We start from the raw sequence: 19,039 nt of genomic DNA on the forward strand, positions 1-19,039 counted from the left end.
AATCAATCAAGACAGCAGAGGTTGCGATATACATAACAGTAAGTCGGATTCAGAAAACGAGATGGCAAAAACCACTTCCTTTAATTAAGTCTGCTTTATACGAATTGAGGCAAATGTTTGTAAAGAGATTTTATAAGGAGACACAATTCTCTTGACAAGTGTCGCCTCGCCTTTTTCTGCATCTGGGAGATGGTAATCACATACCGCAAGCCCGATGTTTTGCCTTTCCTTCTCCAACCAGGTTTGGGTGTCTGATAGGTTTTCTGCAGTAATTACCGGTAGAGAAAGCCTTTGAGAAATAAGTTTGGAGACAGCCTTTAATATAATCCTATCATCATCTACTAAAAGAATCTTATTCTTTTGACAAGGCAACGAATCTTGCATCGTATAAGCACTTAATGTTTATTTTATTTTATTATTAAATTAATATTTAACAATTTTAAAAACCGAAAGCGGATTGTCAAGTTCGAAATTTTGTCTTAAAAATTTTAACAGAGAAAAGTTAGGAATATAAACTCTAACCCAAACTTCTTGTTTTTTTATTTCAATCTCTGTGCCTTCTGGAAAGTTAAAGGTAGCAAACCTCTTTAACCAGAGTTCTTTTTCTGTTAAAGGTTCGATTTTGTAGACTTTTTCCTCTCTTTTTAAACTTGGTTTTTCTTGTCTTTCTACTACTTTAACGATACGAAGACCTGGGTAAAACTCTAATCCTTGCAATTTGGGAGAAAGACCTGGCTCATACATGGCTAAACCGATGGTTTCCTTCTCAGCAAAAACACCTATAGGTAGGGCATCATCCACGACTATTTTAGGATGTGGGTGAAAACCTGAGGTATAAACCAAGGGGAATCCAAGTTTGTTTAAGACCAACACAAAGAGCCTTATCACCTCAAGCTGAGAAAGAAAAACAGCCTTATCTTTTTTGGTATAATAAATCTCATACCAACATTCTTTAAGCTCTTTAGATGGAGGGGAAAGTTTATTCTCTATACCTAACCTTACTTCTTCGAGGTCTTTTTTGCTCAATAAATTTTTAATTTCTTTATTACAAACCCCGCACTTACTGCATCGATCAAACCTACAATCTTTAGTAATTTCACCTTGGTAAGCCTTGGTTCTTTCTTTTATTAAATATTCTTTAGAAACTCTCAGGTCTATATGCTCCCAAGGGAGAATTTCTTCTAAAGACCTTTCTCTTAGGTAGGTATTTAGGTCAACCCCAAACTCTTTAGCAGCCTCAACCCAAAGGCTTAAGTTAAAAAAGTCTTTCCAGCTATCAAATCTTGCCCCTTTCTGATAAGCTCTTTCTATCACCAAACCTATGGTTCTATCTCCTCTGGCAATCACTCCTTCGAGAAAACTTTGCTCAGGATGATGGTACCGAAGGTTCTTCCCTAACTTTCTTTTTAAAAATTTAATTTTCTCATAGGTTTCTTCTAAGGAAATCTGCCTTTCCCATTGAAATGGAGTATGAGGTTTAGGGATAAACGTTGAAACTGAGACGGTGATACTAATTTGGGGGACCTCTTTTCTAAGGGTTCGAAAAAGCTGATAGATGCCTTCTAAATCTTCTTCTTTTTCTGTGGGGAGGCCGATCATAAAATAAAGTTTGACCTTGGTCCAACCATGTTTTTTGGCAAGTTTTATGTCTTCTGTAAGCTGAGTAATATCTATATCTTTATTTATCACCCTTCTCAGCCTTTCTGTTCCTGCTTCTGGGGCAAAGGTAAGGCCGGTTTTTCTTCCAAGTTTTATAAACTCTAAAATTTCCTCATCGATGCTGCCTACCCTTAAAGAGGGAAGAGAAAATGAATACTTTCTACAAGGTGTGTTTAGATAAAACTCTTCTTTTAGTTTTTTTACCAACGCTTTTAGTGCGGTATAATCTCCAGCAGAAAGGCTCATCAAAGAGGCTTCTGTAATCCCGGTAGTTAGAAAATTTTTCTTTATCTGGGTTAGCAGATAAACCGGGGCTTTTTCTCTTACAGGGCGATAGTAAAAACTTGCCTCGCAAAAACGACATCCCCTGGTACAACCTCTTGAAATTTCCATAGGGATTCGGTCGTGAGAAAGCTCGATTACAGGGATCCCAAACTCCCAGATCAAGGTTTCCAAGTTTAAATCCTTTAAAATCCTTCTTTTCACCTGGTTTTTTATCAAAGGAACATAAACTCCCTCTATTTTTGTTAGTTCTTCCCAGAGGGTGGTACGAGACTTTCCACTATTTTTCCAGTTTTTATAAACCTCAAACACCTCAAAAATAGCCTCTTCTGCGTCTCCTATGATAAAAGCATCAAAAAACTCTGCTACAGGCTCTGGATTTCCACAACTTGGACCTCCCCCTAAAACCATGGGGTCATTTCGTTCTCTGTTTTGGGCCTTTAGAGGAACTCCGGCAAGGTCTAATATCTGTAAAATCCCGGTAGCTGAAAGCTCGTAAGCATAGCTTATACCTATGATGTCAAAATCTCTAAGAGGTTTTCGATAGTTCCAACTTAATAAAGGATAGCCTTTAGTCTTTAAGGCGTTTTCTAAGTCAAGGGCTACAGCAAAACCTAAGTCTGCTAAATATTCTTTTTTCTGGTTGACCAAATAAGCTAAAATGTTAATCCCTAAATGGGAACGACCTATTTCATAGAGGTCTGGGTAGCAAAAGCAAACCTTTAGAACTGTATTTTCCCAGTCTTTCTTTTTAAAAAAAGGTTCTTCTCCTAAGTACCGAGAAGGTCTTTTAATGTTTATAAGTATTTGATAAGGATAGTCAGTCATTTCCACTTTTCCTATTTAAAGTTTATTTTTAAAACTTACCACAAACTTTTAAAATTAAAAAAAAGTTTTAAAATTTATAAAACTAAATTTTAAGAGGTTAAAGAGATGTTAGCAAAATTTTTTAGTTGGTTTTCTAAAGATATGGCTATAGATTTAGGGACTGCGAACACCCTTATCTACCTAAAAGGCAGAGGGATCATCCTTAGTGAACCCTCTGTAGTAGCGGTTAAAGAAGATGGAAGGTTTAAAAAGGTAATAGCTGTAGGAGAAGAAGCTAAAAAGATGGTGGGAAAAACTCCTGGAAGCATTAAGGCTATAAGGCCTTTAAGAGAAGGGGTTATAGCGGATTTTGAGGTAACAGAAGCGATGATCAGATACTTTATTCAGAAGGTGCACAACAGGGGATATTTTGTAAAACCAAGGATTATCATAAGTGTACCTTCTGGGACCACCCAGGTTGAAAGGAGGGCGGTAAAAGAAAGTGCAGAAACCGCCGGGGCAAGAGAGGTATATCTGATAGAAGAGCCCATGGCAGCAGCCATAGGGGCAGGACTTCCGGTGACTGAACCGGTGGCTAACATGATCGTAGACATCGGAGGAGGAACAACCGAGGTAGCTGTTATCTCCCTTGGAGGAATAGTGGTCAGCCATTCCCTTAAAGTTGCAGGGGACAAAATAGATGAGGCTATCGCAAGTTATATCAAAAAGAAATACAACCTTTTGATAGGAGATGCTACAGCAGAACAGATAAAAATCAACGTAGGAGATGTTTTACCTGAAGAACCTTATGCTACGATGGAAATAAAAGGAAGGGATCTGGTCACAGGGATACCTAAAACTATTATTATTACCTCTAAGGAGATACAGGAGGCTATCAAAGAACCTGTTGACATGATAATCCAGGTGATAAAACAGGTGTTAGAAGATACTCCTCCTGAGTTAGCGGCTGACATGGTAGACCGAGGGATTGTTTTAAGCGGAGGTGGGGCTTTGCTTAAAAATTTAGACAAACTTATTCAAAAAGAAACCGGGCTTAACGTAAGTATAGCAGAAAATCCTCTTCATTGTGTAGCCTTAGGAGCAGGCAAAGCCCTTGATGAGATAGACAGGCTAAAAGAGGTGATGGTTCAAGCTTAAGAAAGGTTCTTGGTCTTAGCTAAAAACTTTTCTGCACAGGCTTTAGAGCAAAAATAGTAGGTTTTGCCTTGAACTTCTATCTTTAAGGCTTCTTCTTTTTTTACGTAGGTCTGGCAGGCTTCGTCAAAAACCAAGTCTGCCACTCTTTTTTCATCCTTTGCCCTTACAACTTTTTTCCGTTTTTTAAAATAAAGATAATATACTAACAAAACCAACACTAATATCAAAAAAAGTTTCATCGCAGCACACCTATCTTTTTTACGTTTTTTGCAAAAAGATTTCTTTTTTCTTCAAAAATCTCTTTTAAAGTTTTTCTTAACACAGGGTGTACCAAGTCTGGAATAAGTTCAACCACCGGGATCATAACAAAATCTCTTAAGTGTGCTAAAGGATGAGGGAGGGTTAAAACGGTCGTCTCTAAGGTTAGGTCCTCATAAAAAATGAGGTCGATGTCGATAAAACGGTCCTGATAATCTCCTTGAGTAATCCTTGGGATCTTTCCCAGGGTGGCCTCGATCTTTTTGACCTCAAAAAGAAGGGCAAAAGGGGATAAAGAGGTTTCTACTAAAGCTATCAGATTGTAAAAAGAATAGGGGGTTGTAAACCCCCAGGGTGAAGTTTCGTAAATACTTGAAATAGCCTTAATTTTTACCCCTATCTGTTGTAAACAAAATATCGCTTGTTTTAGATTTTCTCGTCGGTTACCTAAGTTTGACCCCAAACTAAGAACCGCCTTTTTTAAAACTTGAGGGTAGATAACCTCTCTACTGCCTCCTTTAACCTTTGAATGTCTACCGTAAGGGCTATTCTAAAATAGCCTTCCCCAGCAGAACCAAAACCTATACCAGGGGTTACCACTATTGCTAAATCCTGTAAAACCTTTTTACAAAACTCTTTTGAATCCATCCCTCCTGGAACCTTTACCCAAAGATAAAAGGTAGCAGAAGGCTTTTTTAACTGATATCCCAGGCGTTCAAGTTCTACACATAAAAAGTCTCTTCTTTCCTTAAACACCTTAACCAAAGAAGGGGTTATGTTCTCAAGATTATTTAACGCATAAGCCCCTGCTTCCTGTATGGCTGTAAAGGCTCCTGAATCTATGTTGCTCTTTACCTTAGCTAAAGCAGAAACAAAAGTGGCATTACCTACCGCAAAACCTATCCTCCAACCTGTCATACAAAAGGTCTTAGATAAACTATGAAATTCTATAGCTACCTCTTTAGCTCCTTCAACCTCAAAGATACTTGCCGGAGGCTCTTCATAATACATTTCTATATAAGCGGCATCGTGAGCCACGATAAAGTCATACCTTTTAGCAAGGGCTATAACCTCTTTGAAGAACTCCTTAGAAGCCGTGGCACCGGTAGGGTTGTTAGGGTAGTTTAACCATAAAATTTTAGTTCTTTCTAAGATCTGTGTAGGAACTTTTGTAAAATCTGGCAAGAAATCGTTTTCCCAGGTGAGAGGGAGATAAAAAGGCTCTCCGTCGGTAAAAATAGCCCCTAAGTGATAAACCGGATACCCAGGATCTGGACAGAGGACTACGTCACCTGGATTTATAAAAGCTATCGGAAAATGAGCTATGCCTTCCTTAGACCCTATCAGGGTGGTTACTTCGGTTGCAGGGTCAAAATCAAGCCCAAAACGTCTTTTCATGTAATCTGCACAGGCTTTACGGTAAAAAATTGCTCCTGCGTTTGAGGGATATTTATGATGCTCTGGTTTTTCCAAAGCTTTTTTGGCTACCTCTACGATTTCATCGGGAGTAGGTAAGTCAGGATCTCCTATGCCAAGGTCTATAACATCTGCCCCTTCTTTAAGTTTTTCTGATTTCAAACGGTCTATCTCCACAAAAAGATAGGGAGGAACTTTTTTTAATCTGTTAGAAAGTTCCATTTTAAACCTCCTTTATCGTTCTCTTTTCCCTTCGATAAATTCTAAAACCATCTCTCTGGCTATATGATCAGGGAACTGTTTAGGAGGATGTTTCATCGTATAAGCAGAGATGGAAATTAAAGGACCACCCACACCTCTATCTTTAGCAAGCTTAGCACATCTTATCGCATCTAAGGCTGACCCTGCAGAGTTAGGAGAATCTTCTACCTCTAACTTAACCTCTACAGAAAGAGGAACTCCCCCAAAATGTTCCCCCTCAAGCCTGATATAGGCAATTTTTTTGTCCTTTAACCAGGGAACCCAGTCTGAAGGACCTATATGCACGTTTTCCCACCCTATGTCATAAGGTAAAAGACTGGTTACTGCCTCGGTCTTAGAGATCTTTTTAGTTTTTAAACGGTCTCTTTCTAACATGTTTAAAAAGTCAGTGTTTCCACCAAAGTTTAACTGATAAGTCCTTTTTAAAGGAATACCTCTGTCTACAAAGAGCTGAACCAACGTTCTATGTAAGATGGTTGCACCAAGCTGAGATTTTATGTCATCTCCCACCGCAGGGATGCCTTCTTTTTCAAACTTTGCTCCCCATTCAGGGTCTGAAACTATAAAGGTGGGCATGGCGTTTACAAAAGCAACCCCTGCCTTTAAACAAACCTCGGCATAAAACCTGGCTGCCTGTTCAGACCCTACTGGCACATAGTTTATCAACACGTCTGCCTGGGTTTCCTTAAGAACAGCCACCATGTCTTCCAAACTGTCTTCTTTTTCTGGAGAAACTTGAAAACTTTTATCCTCAGGGAAATTAGACATATGATTAGCCACACCGTCTAAAACCTTACCTTTCCTTACTTTCACGTTAAGCTTGGGAACGTCTCTGTAAAAAATAGCAGTACAATTAGGAGGGCTAAAGATAGCCTCAGACAAATCTTTACCTACCTTTCTTGCGTCTACATCCCAGGCAGCCACAAATTCTATGTCTGAAGGCTTATAATCTCCTATTTTAGCAAACATGATACCATGAATCTTCGAAAGATCTGCCTCTTTATAATAAAAAACCCCTTGGACTAAAGAACTTGCACAGTTTCCTACCCCAGCAATAGCCACCTTTACAGTCTTAGACATTATATAGTCCTCCTAAAACAATTTTTCGACTTTATAAAAATATCATAAACCATGATAATATCAATCCAACAGTGTTTATTCAGTTTAAATTTCTCCAGTTTTTTCTTCTATCCTTATAGGAGTTATTCCCATCACTATTTCTCCAGGCAACAACGTTATAATCCTTACTCCTTTGGTAGACCTCCCTTGCTGAGGCACATCTTGCGAGGAAATCCTTATTGCTTTACCAGAACTTGAAAAAACCACAAAGTCTTCTTTTTCAAAAGTAGCCACCCCATCTGCTAAATATCCTGTTTTTTCGTTTACTCCGTGAGCTATGATACCCTTTCCTCCTCTTCCTTGTAGCCTAAACTCAGAAAACGGGGTTTTTTTACCAAAACCTTTTTCTGTGATCGTAAAAAGATATCCTTGAGAAGAGGTCTTTATCAATCCTAAAACTTCATCGTTTGCGTCTAACCTAATACCTATTACCCCTTCAGCCTGCCTTTTGGTTACACCAAGTTCCTTTTCCTCAAAATGAAGGCTCATCCCTTTCTTGGTCAAAAAAAGCAGACGATCTTTACCGTTGGTAATTACACCCTTACAAAGTCTATCTCCTTTTTTTAGGTTTATCACTATAAGACCGTTTTTTCTTAGGTTTTTTAGTTCTTCTACCTCAAGTTTTTTAACGATACCTTTGGCTGTTGCCAAAACTAAATTTCCTTCTTCAGCAGGTGGAAGCACAAAACACACAGGACTTTCCAGGTTAGGGAGCAAATTCTTGATATGAGTTCCCTTAACCGTTTTTCCGGAAAAGGAAAGCTCTCTAAGGTCAAATGGGTATACCTTCCCGTCTTCTGTAAAAATCCATAAAAACGCTTTAGCCTCTGTTTGTATGGCAACTTTTAACCTCTCTTCAGAGGTAAAGGCCAAACTACCTTTTCCCCCTCTTTTTTGCGGGCTGAAAAGTTCTAAAGGAAGCTTTCTAACATAACCTTCTTCACTTATCAAAAACAAAACCTCTTCTGAAGGTAACTTCTCTTCCTGGCTTACTTCTTCAGCCTCATCTTCTAAAATAATCTGAGTCTTTCTCTGGTCTCCATATTTTTCCCTTATTTCCTTTAATTCTTCTTCTATTACAGCCAAAAGCGTAGGTTCGTGAGTTAGGATTTTCTCATAATAACTTATGGCCCTTTTGATATCCTCATATTCCAAGAGTATCTTTTCTCTTTCTAAGGCTGTCAGCCTTTGAAGTCTTAGGTTTAAAATCTCTTGAGCTTGTATCTCGCTAAAATCAAACCTTTTTATAAGGGCTTCTTTTGCTTCCTTAGGAGTTTGAGATTTCTTGATAAGTTCTATGATTTCGTCTATATGAGAGAGGGCCTTTAAAAAACCTTCTAAAATATGAAGTCTTTCCTTAGATTTCCTAAGGTCATATTGCGTCCTTCTTATAACAACCGTCTTTCTCCAGTTTAAGAAGTTTTGTAAGATATCCTTAAGAGTAAGGACCTCTGGTTTACCGTTAACCAAAGCCAACATGATAACACCAAACGAGGTCTGAAGAGGAGTCATCTCGTAGATCTTTTTTAAGATGGTATAAGGGGCGTTTCCCCATTCTTTCTTAAGTTCAATCACAATTCTTATACCCTCTCTGTCAGACTCATCTCTTACTTCTGCGATCCCCTCGATTTTCTTATCTTTAGCCAACTGAGCTATCTTTTCTACCACCTTAGCTTTGCTAACCTGATAGGGGATTTCGTCAAAAACTATCCTAACCTTATCTTTTTCTCGTTCTATCTTATGCTTAGCCTTAAGCTTTAAACTACCTCTTCCTGTGGTATAGGCCTGTTTTATGCCTTCAGTGCCTACGATATAGGCTCCGGTAGGAAAGTCTGGACCTTTTATATATTGCATCAAATCTTCTACTGATGCCTCAGGATTTCTCAAAAGGAAAAGCAGTCCATCGATTACTTCAGAAAGGTTGTGAGGTGGGATGTTGGTTGCCATACCAACCGCGATTCCTGATGAACCGTTTATCAAAAGATTAGGTATTTTGGAAGGTAAAACCAAAGGTTCTTTCAAGGTGTTATCATAGTTAGGTGCAAACTCTACCGTTTCTTTTTCTATATCTGCCAAAAGTTCATGGGCTATCTTAGCAAGCCTTACCTCAGTATATCTCATCGCAGCAGGGGCATCCCCGTCGATAGACCCAAAGTTCCCCTGGCCATCTATAAGAGGATATCTCATGGTAAAATCTTGAGCCATCCTTACGATAGACTCATAAACAGGCATGTCCCCATGAGGATGGTATTTACCAATAACCTCTCCCACAATTCTTGCACTTTTTTTGTAGGGCTTGTTCCAGTCGTTCCCTGTTTCATACATAGCATAAAGAATTCTTCTTTGCACAGGCTTTAATCCATCCCTTACGTCAGGAAGAGCTCTACCCACAATAACACTCATCGCATAGTCTAAATAAGCTTCTTTGAGTTCTTCTTCTAAAGAAACTGCTACTACTTCTGACATACCTTACTTAGCCCTCCTTCTTAAGGTACTCTATCCCTTTTAAAATTGACTCTTTTACCTGTTGAGCTAAAACCTGTTTATCCCTTAAAGACAAACCAGTAGTCTCTATAGGTGCTCCTAAATAAACCCCTACCTTCCTTCTTTTTCCTACCTTTAACCAAAGAGACCCCTTAGGTAAAATATCTTTTGTCCCCCACAGAGAAACAGGCACTACCTTCACCTGAGCTTTAATCGGGATTAAAAACCCCCCAAGCTTAAAAGGCAAAAGATCTCCGTCCTTACTTCGTGTACCTTCAGGAAAAACTACCAGAGAAACCCCTTCTTTTAACCTTTCTACGCAGGCTAAGATACTTTTAAACCCCTCCTTAGGGTCTTCTCTTTCCACAGGCACATATCCTAACGCCTTTAATCCCCATCCAAAAAAAGGGATGTTAAAAAGACTTTTTTTGGCTAAAAACCTTATGTTATAAGGTTCAAGCACCTTTTCTAAAACTGGGATATCGAGTTGACTCTGATGATTACTCATAAAAACATAATTACCCTTAGGTAAATCTACCTCTTGGTAGACCTTTATCTCTATCCCTAAAACCTTTAACAACCCCTTACACCAGACTCTTGCCCAAAAATGTTTTCTTATCAATAAAGCTAAACTTCCGAAAACAGGAACGGTTACTAAACAATAGACCCAGCACAAAAAATTTCTTAGAACCTCAGCCACCTTTTCCATAATCTCAATAAACGGTAAAGAAATTTCTTAAAAGTATCACCCCTTCTGGTAGGTCCTCTTTAGAAAAATCCCAATCCTTAGGGGGTAGAGAATACTTCATCCATCTCTCAAGAGAGGTACCGATAGACTCTGGATGGAACTGTACCCCTTCTATAGGATATTCTTTATGCCTTATTCCCATAATCTCACCGTCTTCAGCCCGAGCGGTAACCTCAAAATACTCCGGCAAGGTTCCTGGGTCTATGGCTAAGGAATGATAACGCATAGCCTGAAAAGGATTAGGAAGTCCGGTAAAAACTCCTTTACCGTCATGATAAATTTGGGAAACTTTTCCATGCATAAGCCTTTTAGCTTTAACTATCTTTGCCCCAAAAGCATACCCTATGCTTTGGTGCCCCAAACAAACCCCTAAAATCGGGACTTTACCTGCTGCCTTTTTGATAAGTTCCACTGAAATTCCTGCCTCCTTAGGGGTACACGGGCCTGGCGAAATCACTAAATAATCCGGCTTTAACTTAAGTACCTCTTCTGCAGAAATAGCATCATTTCTAAAAACCTTTATCTCTCCTCCCCAAAGTTTTTCAAGCATAATCCCGATAAGTTGAACCAGATTATAGGTAAAAGAATCGTAGTTGTCAATTACGATTATCCTTTTCATTTTTTTAACAAAATTCTCCTAAGGTTTCTATAGCTTTAAAAATAGCTTTAGCTTTGTTTAAAGTTTCTTCATATTCTTTTTCAGGGTCAGAATCAGCCACAATCCCTGCTCCAGCCTGCAAATAACACAGCTCTCCCTTCTGAAAGAGAGTTCTTATGGTAATGCAAAAGTCCATGTTACCTGAAAAACCAAAATAACCTACCGCACCTGCATAAGGACCTCTGACCGTTTTTTCAAGCTCAGAGATAATCTCCATCGCCCTTATCTTAGGGGCTCCAGACACAGTACCTGCAGGAAAGGTAGCAGCAAACACGTCAAACATATCTAAACCTGGTAAGACCTCTCCTTTCACCCCAGACACAAGGTGCATCACATGAGAATACCTCTCTACCACCATCAACTCATAAACCTCTACACTTCCATACTTACAAACCCTACCCAGGTCGTTTCTCCCAAGGTCAACCAGCATGATATGTTCAGCAAGCTCCTTTTCATCTCTTTTTAAATCCTCTTCTAACTCCTTATCTTCTTTTTCGGTTTTACCTCTTCTTCTTGTCCCAGCAATCGGGCGAGTTTCAACCAAACTACCTTCCATCCTCACTAAAATCTCTGGAGAAGAACCGATAAGCACCTCATCATCAAGCTTTAAAAAGAAAAGATAAGGAGAAGGGTTTATCTTTCTTAACGCCCGATAAAAAAGAAAAGGAGATCCTTGTGACCTAAACCTAAACCGTTGAGAAAGCACCACCTGAATGATGTCTCCTTCTAAAATATACCTTTTAGCCTGCTCTACCATCGAACAAAATTCTTCTTTTGTGATCTCAGGTTGAGGAGAAGAAACGTTAACTTTTTCAACAGACTGACCGTTTGAGTAAAAACCTGAGAGGCGATGTTTTATTTCACTTAACCTGTGTATAGCTTTCTGATAGATTTTAGAAGGGTCCTCGTTTAAGTCTATATTTGCGTTATATACAATTTTCAAGGTATGTTTAAACCTATCATAGATTAAAACCACTTCAGGAAACATAAAATGTAGGTCAGAAAAACCAAGCACATCTTCCCCTACAGGGATCTTTTCAAAAAGCCTGACCACTTCATAACCTATAAAACCAACAGCCCCTCCAAAAAACCGGGGTAATCCATCTAAAACAGCACAATCTATCTTTTTGATAAATTTTCTTAATTCATAAAAAGGATTATCACTAAAAAATTCTTGTTTAGAAACTAACCTATCCCCTTGTTTTTCTAAAAGGTTTATCTGATTTCCTTTGCTTTTAAACACTAAGTAAGGGTCTATTCCTATAAAACTATACCTTGCCCACTTTTCCCCTCCTTCTAAACTCTCAAGCAAAAAGGAATAAGAGCCTTCTCCTATTTTATAAAAAAGAGATATAGGTGTGTCTAAATCACAGGCAACTTCAGTATAAACGGGAACAAGGTTGTGCTTTTTGGCAAGGTCTATAAAGACCTCTTTCTCTGGAAAAACCTTTAAGCTCATAGACTATCCCTTTACCTCTTTAACCACTTTCGCCACAAGGTCATCTAAACCATCAAAACCTATCTCTTTCTGGGCACTTTTCTTTAAATCTCTAAAAACAGCTCTTTTCTCAGCCCACTCTTTTTCTCCTAAAATCAGGACAAAATTAGCCCCAAGTTTATCCGCATTTTTTAGCTGCGCTTTTAAAGACTTTTCTTCATAGGTTGTCTCACATCTTAGACCTTTTTCTCTGAGCTTCTGAGAAAGGATTACTCCTTGTTTTATCAAAGGTTTACCTAAAAATACCAGATAAAGGTCAGGACAAAGTTTTTCTGTAAGTGTATTTGGGTCAAGAAGTCCCTTATTTTCTTCGTCTCCGAAAAGTGAAATAGCCCATCTTTCAAGTCCTATAGCAAACCCTATAGCCGGCAACTCCGGTCCACCAAGTTCTTTAACGAGATAATCATATCTACCGCCAGCACACACCGTATCCTGAGCCCCTAAACCTTTAGCCTTAATCTCAAAGATAGTCCTCACATAATAGTCTAAACCCCTTACCAACCTTGGGTTTAGAGAAAACTCGATGTCTAAGGATTCCAAGGCCTCCTTAAGCTCCTGAAAGTGTGTTTTGCAGTCTTCGCATAAGAAATCTGTAATCAAAGGACTTCCTGAAACGACCTTTTTACAGCCCTCATTTTTACAATCAAGCACCCTTAAAGGGTTTCTCTCGATCCTCTCTTTACAGGTCTCGCAAACCTCATCTTTATGCTCTCTAAGAAAGGATAACAGCGCCTCCCTATATTTAGGCCTACACTCAGGACAACCGAGGGTATTTAGTTCTAACGTATAAAGCTGATCAGATTCTTTAGGCAAAGGACTTTTTAAAATCTTTAAGGCAAGAAAGATAACTTCTGCCTCTAAATAAGGATTCAACTCTGAAAAAACTTCAAGGTCTATCTGAAAAAACTCCCTTAATCTTCCCTTTTGAGGGCGTTCATGACGAAACATCGGGCCTATGGTAAAAAACTTCAAAGGCTTAGGCCTTACATACAAACCATGCTCTATAACCATCCGACAGATTCCTGCGGTAGCCTCAGGACGTAAGGTCAACCAGTCTTTGTTTCTGTCTTCAAAAGAATAGGTTTCCTTTTGAACGATATCGGTGACCTCTCCTATGGACCTTACAAAAAGCTCTGTTTTTTCAAGTATAGGGATTTTAATCTCTTTAAAATTAAAAAGTTTACACCATAGCCGCGCTTTTTCTATCAAATATTCATACTTTACGAAATCTTCAGGCAACCAGTCCTTAAAACCTCTTACTGCCTGCAGCTTCATCTAACATCTTCTCCCCAGGATTTAGCAAGCACAACCCCACCCATAGGCATAAACACTCTGGTATATCCTTCGGCCTTTAACCAGCGTACCACCTCATAAGACCTCGTTCCCACACTACAAACCACCACCAAGTCCTTATCCTTGGGAAGGGTTTTTATCGCTTCCTTTGCTCCTTGATAGGGAAGGTTAATCCAGTTGGGATACCTCTGTACCATCTCTTTGGCTTCTTCTGGGGTTCTTACGTCTACTATCAACAAATCTCGGTCCCTTTCCCTTAATCTTCTTAAAACCTCCTCCCACTCTATCGGTTTAAACCTTTCAAAAATCAAATTTTCTGCCACATGCCCCACAACGTTAATCGGGTCAAGAGCTGTGTTAAAAGGTGGTGAGTAGGCCAACTCAAGCTCTACTAAATCTGCCACCGAAGGTTTTTCTAACAACAAGGTTGACATGGCATGCACCCTGGCCAAAGTACCATCAGTATAGGGCCCTACAGACTGAAAACCCAAAACCTTACCTGTCCTTTTATCAAACACTAAGTTATAATAGGAACAGCCTATAGAAAAGAAATGAGCCCTTTCGTGCTGGATGTTAAGGGCATAGGTTGCATCTACAAACCCCTCTGCTTTAGCTACCCCTAAACTAATCCCACAGCCACCTATAGACATGTCAAAACACTTTAAAATAAAAGCACCGATGGTGCCTTTAAACCTGGCATATCCTCCTGCAAGATTAGTGCCTATAACCCTTCCTTGTTTGTTAGCTAAAGACCCTTGAGGCATGAGCATCCTTTTACCGGTGATCAAATGGACTACCTCTACGCAGTCTCCACCGGCGTATATATCTGGGTCTGAGGTTTGCATCCTTTCGTTAACCACGATCCCACCGGTAAGAGGAGAGACCAGAAGACCTGCCTGTTTTGCAAGGTCAGTGTTAGGGATGACTCCTGTAGCTAAGAGAACCAGGTCTGCAGGATAAAACCCATCTTCTGTCCTGACCCCTACTACCTTCCCGTTTTTCCCTACGATTTCTTTAATCCTGGCATTTAAAACTACCTTAACCCCCTTTTTCCTCAAGTGATTTTCTATAATCCTTGAAAGCACAGGATCGATAAGCCTTGGCAACACCTGAGGAAAGTATTCTAAAAGGGTTACAGGAAGCCCCCAGGACTCCCCAAAAGCCTCTACTACCTCAAGTCCTATAAAACCAGCCCCTATAACCAGAGGGTTTTTAACCTCTCCCTTAACAAGTTTTTCTTTAATCCTGATAGCATCATGGAGATTAGAAAGGGTATGCACCCCCTCAAGGTCAACCCCAGGAATAGGAGGAACCTTTGGTTTAGTGCCGGTAGCAAGTACCAGTTTGTCATAACCTATCTCTTCGGTCTTACCTGTGTCTAACCATCTAACCTTTACGGTCTTTTTTCTCCTATCTATCTCTTCTGCCTTAACCCTTGTTAAGACCTCTATACCTTTAGCTTCTTTAAAAAACCTTTCGTCTCTTATAGCATGAAAGGTAGTTCTTCTTAATTCATCTATGTGAGATACGTCTCCAGTAAGATAATAGGGCATACCGCAACCACCATAGGAGATGTACTGATCCTGGTCTATCATCAGGATTTCTGCATCTGGACGCAACCTTTTAAGCCTGCAGGCAGCTCTCGTCCCACAAGCTACAGCTCCTATCACTAAAACTCGCATTTAAGTCCCCTCCCAAAGAGTGTTCTTATGCATTTTAACATAAGATGAATTATTTTAAACCAATCTGAAAACAAGAAAAGCAAGCATCCAGGCCAAAACAAAACTATACACCAAGAAACCTAACGCAAACTTTACATTACCTTCTCTTGCCATCGTAATAACAGTAGCAGCGCAGGAATTATAGATCAGCACAAAGACCAGCAAAGACAGAGCCTGTTTAAAATTCATAAGTCCCTTTATTTTTTCTTTCAAAGAGCCTTCTTCCTCTTCTACAGAAAAAGAAGCAGGGAAAAAACTAAACAAAGAGGTAAAACTCTGTTTCAAAGCCTCTCCCAGTTTAAAGAACTCCTCTTTGGCTTTTTCCTTTGGGTCTATCTTTTCTAAACCATCTTCTTTCTCTTCAGATACGATAACCCCTAAGTTACTTAAAATAGCCTCTCTTGCTAAAAAACCTGAGACAAGAGAGGTGCTAATCCTCCAATCTCCAAGCCCGACAGGAGAAAGAACATAACTCAAGGCTTTACCAAGCTTAGCGGCATAGGTATTTTCTATGTTTTTCTCACCTATCGGAAGATTTAAAAGCAACCATACCAAAACCGAAACCCCAAAGATCACCGTCCCTGCCCTATAGAGGAAATCTTTGACATAAACCTTGGTGATGTTAAAGACTGTCCTCCACGCAGGCATCCTGTAAGGAGGAAGGTCCATCACAAAGTGAGATAGTTCCTTCTTTAATAAGGTCTTTCTCAAAAGGACCCCTGTCAACACGGAAAAAATAATCCCTAAGAAATACAATCCCAAGATAACCGCTACAGGATTTTGAAAGAACACAAAAGCAAAGAAAGAAAAAACCACCAGCCTTGCAGGGCAAGAAATAAAAGGCACCATAGCTATGACTAAAAGTTTATCTTTAGTTTCTTGAAAAGTCCTGGTAGCAAGTATAGCAGGGACGTTACAACCAAGTCCAAGGATAAGAGGGATTACACTTTGGCCATGCAACCCTATCTTATGGGTAAACCTGTCCATCAAAAAAGAAACCCTTGGGAGATAGCCTGAGGTTTCAAGAAGGGTTAAGAAAAAGTACATAACCGTAATCAAGGGTAAAAAAGAAAGCACCACCCCTACCCCACCAAAAACCGCGTTTGCTATAAAACTTCTTAAAAACTCAGAAACACCTAAATCTTCTAAAACCTGAGCACAAAGAGGTGCCAAAAATTCCTGCAAAAAACCATCTATCCAGTCTATGATAGGCTTAGAGAAATCAAACGAGGTTTTAAAGAATAAATACATGATAAAGCCAAAAGATAAAAAACCAAAAAAAGGATGCAATAAAAATCTGTCTAACGTTTCAGTAAGACTTTCCTTTGGGATAAGTTTGCGTTTAACTACCTCGTTAGCTACTCCTCTGGTAAAACTAAGCCGTTTTTCTTTTATAATCCTGCTTAACTCTTGGGCCTCACTTTCAAGTAAACGTAGTGTTTCAAATTTACTCAAGTTTTCTCCCGTAGACTCTCTAAACGCCTTAACCTTCTCCTCTAACTCAGGGGGATAAGAGATCTGAAACGGTATAGTCTGTTTCTCATAAGCCTCAACCACAGCAGGCAAAATCTCTTTTACCCCTTCTCCAGTTCTCCCTACAGTTTTTACCACCCTAACCTTTAAAAGCTCTGCCAACCTCTCTAAATCGATAGAAATCCCTATCTTTTGAGCCTCATCTATCATGTTTAAAGCCAGCACCATAGGTTTGCCAAGATCTAAAAGCTGACAGGTAAGATAGAGGTCTCTTTCTATCCTTGGGGTTTCTATCACGTTAAGGATTACGTCATAGTCACCAGAAAGCAAAAAATCTAAGGTTACCTTTTCGTCTTCAGATACTACCTCTTCCAGAGTATAAACTCCTGGAAGGTCTACAAAATAGACCTCATAATCCTGAAAAAAGGTCTTCCCCTCTTTCTTCTCAACGGTAACCCCAGCCCAGTTTCCTATCTTAAGATTTGCCCCTACCAAATGATTTAAAATACTTGTTTTCCCTACATTAGGATTACCTATCAAAGCCACCTTGATGGTTTTCATCCATTTCCCCCTGCATTTAAAGAGTTATTAAATCTAAAGACACCTCAGAAACGATCTCGCCTCTTCCTCCCTCTACAAACACCATATTTTCAAGCCTTATCCCAAAGTTATCCGGAAAATAAAGCCCTGGTTCAATCGTAAAAACCATGCCTTCTTCGATCCTTAAGTCTGGATCTACCGTGTAAATCACCCTTGGTGCTTCGTGCACCTCAACCCCTATCCCATGTCCTGTAGCATGGATGAAATACTTAGCAAGGTCCTTTTGAACAAGATAATCCCTTATGGCACGGTCTATCTCAGCAACCTTTTCTCCAACCTTTACCTTTTCAAAACCTAAAAACCATGCATCTTTAAGGATGTTGTAAAGTTTAACAAACTCAGCAGGAGGATCCCCAAGATATATCGTGCGGGTAAAGTCAGTAGCATAACCTTTCCACACCATCCCAAAGTCTAAAAGCAACACCCCATTTCTTTCGATAAGAGCTTCTGAAGTCTCCCAATGAGGAACAGAACTATTTTTTCCAAAGGCAACTATAGCAGGAAAACTTTCTCCCCTTCCTCCTACAATAAACATCTGCGACACTAAAAAACCTCTTATCTTAAGCTCTGAAATGGGATAACCTTCTGCAAAAGATCTTTCTATCTCCTGTAAAACCTTGTTAAAAACCTTGTCAGTCTTTTTAACCCCTTCTTTTAAAACCTCGATTTCTTCTTTAGATTTAATCATTCTTATCAAACCAAGGGGGTCAACCACCCCCACCAGTTTGAATTTATTACTTCTAAGCTTTTCCTTAAAAGCACAGCTTACCTTATCCTTTTCAAAACCTAATCGCTTAACCCCTGCCTTCTGAATAAACTTCTTAAGGAACCCTATCGTATCTCCTTTAATCTCAACTACCTCCCAGGAGGCAAGCTCTTTTTTAGCCTTTTCAATATAACGAGAATCTGTCAGAAAACAGACGTTATCCCCTGTCATCAAAACATAGGCATTGGTTGACCTAAAGTGGGAAAGATAAAATACGTTTGCCTGAGAAGAAAAAAGAAAACCATCAACTCCCCATCTCTCAAAACAAGCCCTTACCTTGGTTAATTTTTGTGCTATCTCGTTTGTCATTTCAACCTACCTTTTATCAAAATTGATTTTCAATCTAAATTAAAAAGGTACTACAATTTTAGGCTTTTACAAGAAAAATCTAACTGAACTTAAAAATTTTGTCTTTTAAAGGGTTGTTTTATAAAAATTTTTATATATTATATAATTAATAAGTGGTTATTAGGTCTTTGACAAGAGAATAGGCTACGGGGCAGGGGTTGAAGTTAAGTTGTTAGTTTTTTAAGGGGATGGTATACCCTTTTCAAGGGTGTGTGTACATATATTTAGTAAATAAATGGATAATTTTTACCCCTCCCTACAAGCAAGACTTGATGCGACATAGAGAAGGGTATTTTTAGAGGTATTTTATTGAGTCTCATTTGCAATTAAACCTGCCCGAAAGTATCCTTGTAAGTTATTGATTTTATGTAGGAAATTTTTGTTATCCCTGACTCTCAAACATAGATTTCATCAGGGTTTCAAAAGGTCATTTTTAAAAATTTAGTTTTATACTAAACTTAAAAAAGTTAGATTTTATCAGGGTTTCAAG

The 19,039-nt window shown here is 39.1% G+C and carries 15 protein-coding genes and 1 pseudogene; 2 read left to right on the plus strand and 14 right to left on the minus strand.

The features are described 5' to 3' along the window. A pseudogene (locus G580_RS12015) lies at window positions 1-155 on the plus strand (IS256 family transposase); the annotation flags it as partial. Here the strand turns inward: G580_RS12015 and G580_RS0109110 are convergent. Continuing rightward, a complete protein-coding gene (locus G580_RS0109110) occupies window positions 85-384 on the minus strand; it encodes a response regulator (protein ID WP_028841878.1) in 300 nt (99 codons plus the stop codon). The pseudogene G580_RS12015 and the gene G580_RS0109110 overlap by 71 nt on opposite strands. A gap of 39 nt (window positions 385-423) precedes the next feature. Beyond that, window positions 424-2,769, minus strand: a complete 2,346-nt coding sequence (locus G580_RS10795) for a DUF2344 domain-containing protein (RefSeq protein WP_051173341.1) — start codon at window positions 2,767-2,769, stop codon at window positions 424-426. A gap of 105 nt (window positions 2,770-2,874) precedes the next feature. Between G580_RS10795 and G580_RS0109120 the strand changes: the two genes are divergently transcribed. Further along, window positions 2,875-3,906, plus strand: coding sequence for a rod shape-determining protein (locus tag G580_RS0109120; RefSeq protein WP_028841879.1), 1,032 nt, complete (start codon window positions 2,875-2,877; stop codon window positions 3,904-3,906). Here the strand turns inward: G580_RS0109120 and G580_RS10800 are convergent. From G580_RS10800 to G580_RS0109180, 12 genes are all read right to left on the minus strand, one after another. Continuing rightward, window positions 3,903-4,145, minus strand: a complete 243-nt coding sequence (locus G580_RS10800; protein ID WP_038042034.1) for a YHS domain-containing protein — start codon at window positions 4,143-4,145, stop codon at window positions 3,903-3,905. The genes G580_RS0109120 and G580_RS10800 overlap by 4 nt on opposite strands. Then, window positions 4,142-4,627 (minus strand): 2-amino-4-hydroxy-6-hydroxymethyldihydropteridine diphosphokinase, encoded by a 486-nt coding sequence (gene folK, locus G580_RS0109130; protein ID WP_028841880.1) that lies wholly within the window; start codon window positions 4,625-4,627, stop codon window positions 4,142-4,144. Before folK ends, G580_RS10800 begins: the two co-directional genes overlap by 4 nt. A 17-nt stretch (window positions 4,628-4,644) precedes the next feature. Next, window positions 4,645-5,802 carry an LL-diaminopimelate aminotransferase gene (locus G580_RS0109135; protein WP_028841881.1) on the minus strand — a complete coding sequence of 386 codons (1,158 nt, stop codon included), beginning with the start codon at window positions 5,800-5,802 and terminating at the stop codon, window positions 4,645-4,647. Window positions 5,803-5,814: 12 nt separating this feature from the next. Beyond that, complete coding sequence (locus G580_RS0109140; protein WP_028841882.1) at window positions 5,815-6,921, minus strand: inositol-3-phosphate synthase; 1,107 nt, start codon at window positions 6,919-6,921, stop codon at window positions 5,815-5,817. 84 nt (window positions 6,922-7,005) lie between these two features. Further along, entirely contained in the window at window positions 7,006-9,426 is a 2,421-nt protein-coding gene (gene gyrA / locus G580_RS0109145; RefSeq protein WP_028841883.1) for a DNA gyrase subunit A, read from the minus strand. A gap of 7 nt (window positions 9,427-9,433) precedes the next feature. Further along, window positions 9,434-10,153: a lysophospholipid acyltransferase family protein gene (locus G580_RS10805; RefSeq protein ID WP_051173342.1), complete on the minus strand. Its 720-nt coding sequence runs from the start codon at window positions 10,151-10,153 to the stop codon at window positions 9,434-9,436. A 4-nt stretch (window positions 10,154-10,157) separates the two neighbouring features. Beyond that, window positions 10,158-10,811 carry an anthranilate synthase component II gene (locus tag G580_RS0109155; RefSeq protein WP_028841884.1) on the minus strand — a complete coding sequence of 218 codons (654 nt, stop codon included), beginning with the start codon at window positions 10,809-10,811 and terminating at the stop codon, window positions 10,158-10,160. Window positions 10,812-10,815: 4 nt separating this feature from the next. Then, complete coding sequence (trpE, locus tag G580_RS0109160) at window positions 10,816-12,309, minus strand: anthranilate synthase component I (protein WP_028841885.1); 1,494 nt, start codon at window positions 12,307-12,309, stop codon at window positions 10,816-10,818. A gap of 3 nt (window positions 12,310-12,312) precedes the next feature. Continuing rightward, a complete protein-coding gene (gene hisS, locus G580_RS0109165) occupies window positions 12,313-13,623 on the minus strand; it encodes a histidine--tRNA ligase (RefSeq protein WP_028841886.1) in 1,311 nt (436 codons plus the stop codon). Beyond that, window positions 13,620-15,323, minus strand: coding sequence for an FAD-dependent oxidoreductase (locus G580_RS0109170; protein WP_028841887.1), 1,704 nt, complete (start codon window positions 15,321-15,323; stop codon window positions 13,620-13,622). Before G580_RS0109170 ends, hisS begins: the two co-directional genes overlap by 4 nt. A gap of 54 nt (window positions 15,324-15,377) precedes the next feature. Then, window positions 15,378-17,396 (minus strand): ferrous iron transport protein B, encoded by a 2,019-nt coding sequence (gene feoB, locus G580_RS0109175; RefSeq protein WP_028841888.1) that lies wholly within the window; start codon window positions 17,394-17,396, stop codon window positions 15,378-15,380. A 16-nt stretch (window positions 17,397-17,412) separates the two neighbouring features. After that, a complete protein-coding gene (locus tag G580_RS0109180; RefSeq protein WP_028841889.1) occupies window positions 17,413-18,510 on the minus strand; it encodes a M24 family metallopeptidase in 1,098 nt (365 codons plus the stop codon). Window positions 18,511-19,039: the final 529 nt, after the last annotated feature.

Origin of the sequence: Thermodesulfobacterium hveragerdense DSM 12571, from assembly GCF_000423845.1 — a bacterium.
Taxonomy (GTDB): Bacteria; Desulfobacterota; Thermodesulfobacteria; order Thermodesulfobacteriales; family Thermodesulfobacteriaceae; genus Thermodesulfobacterium; species Thermodesulfobacterium hveragerdense.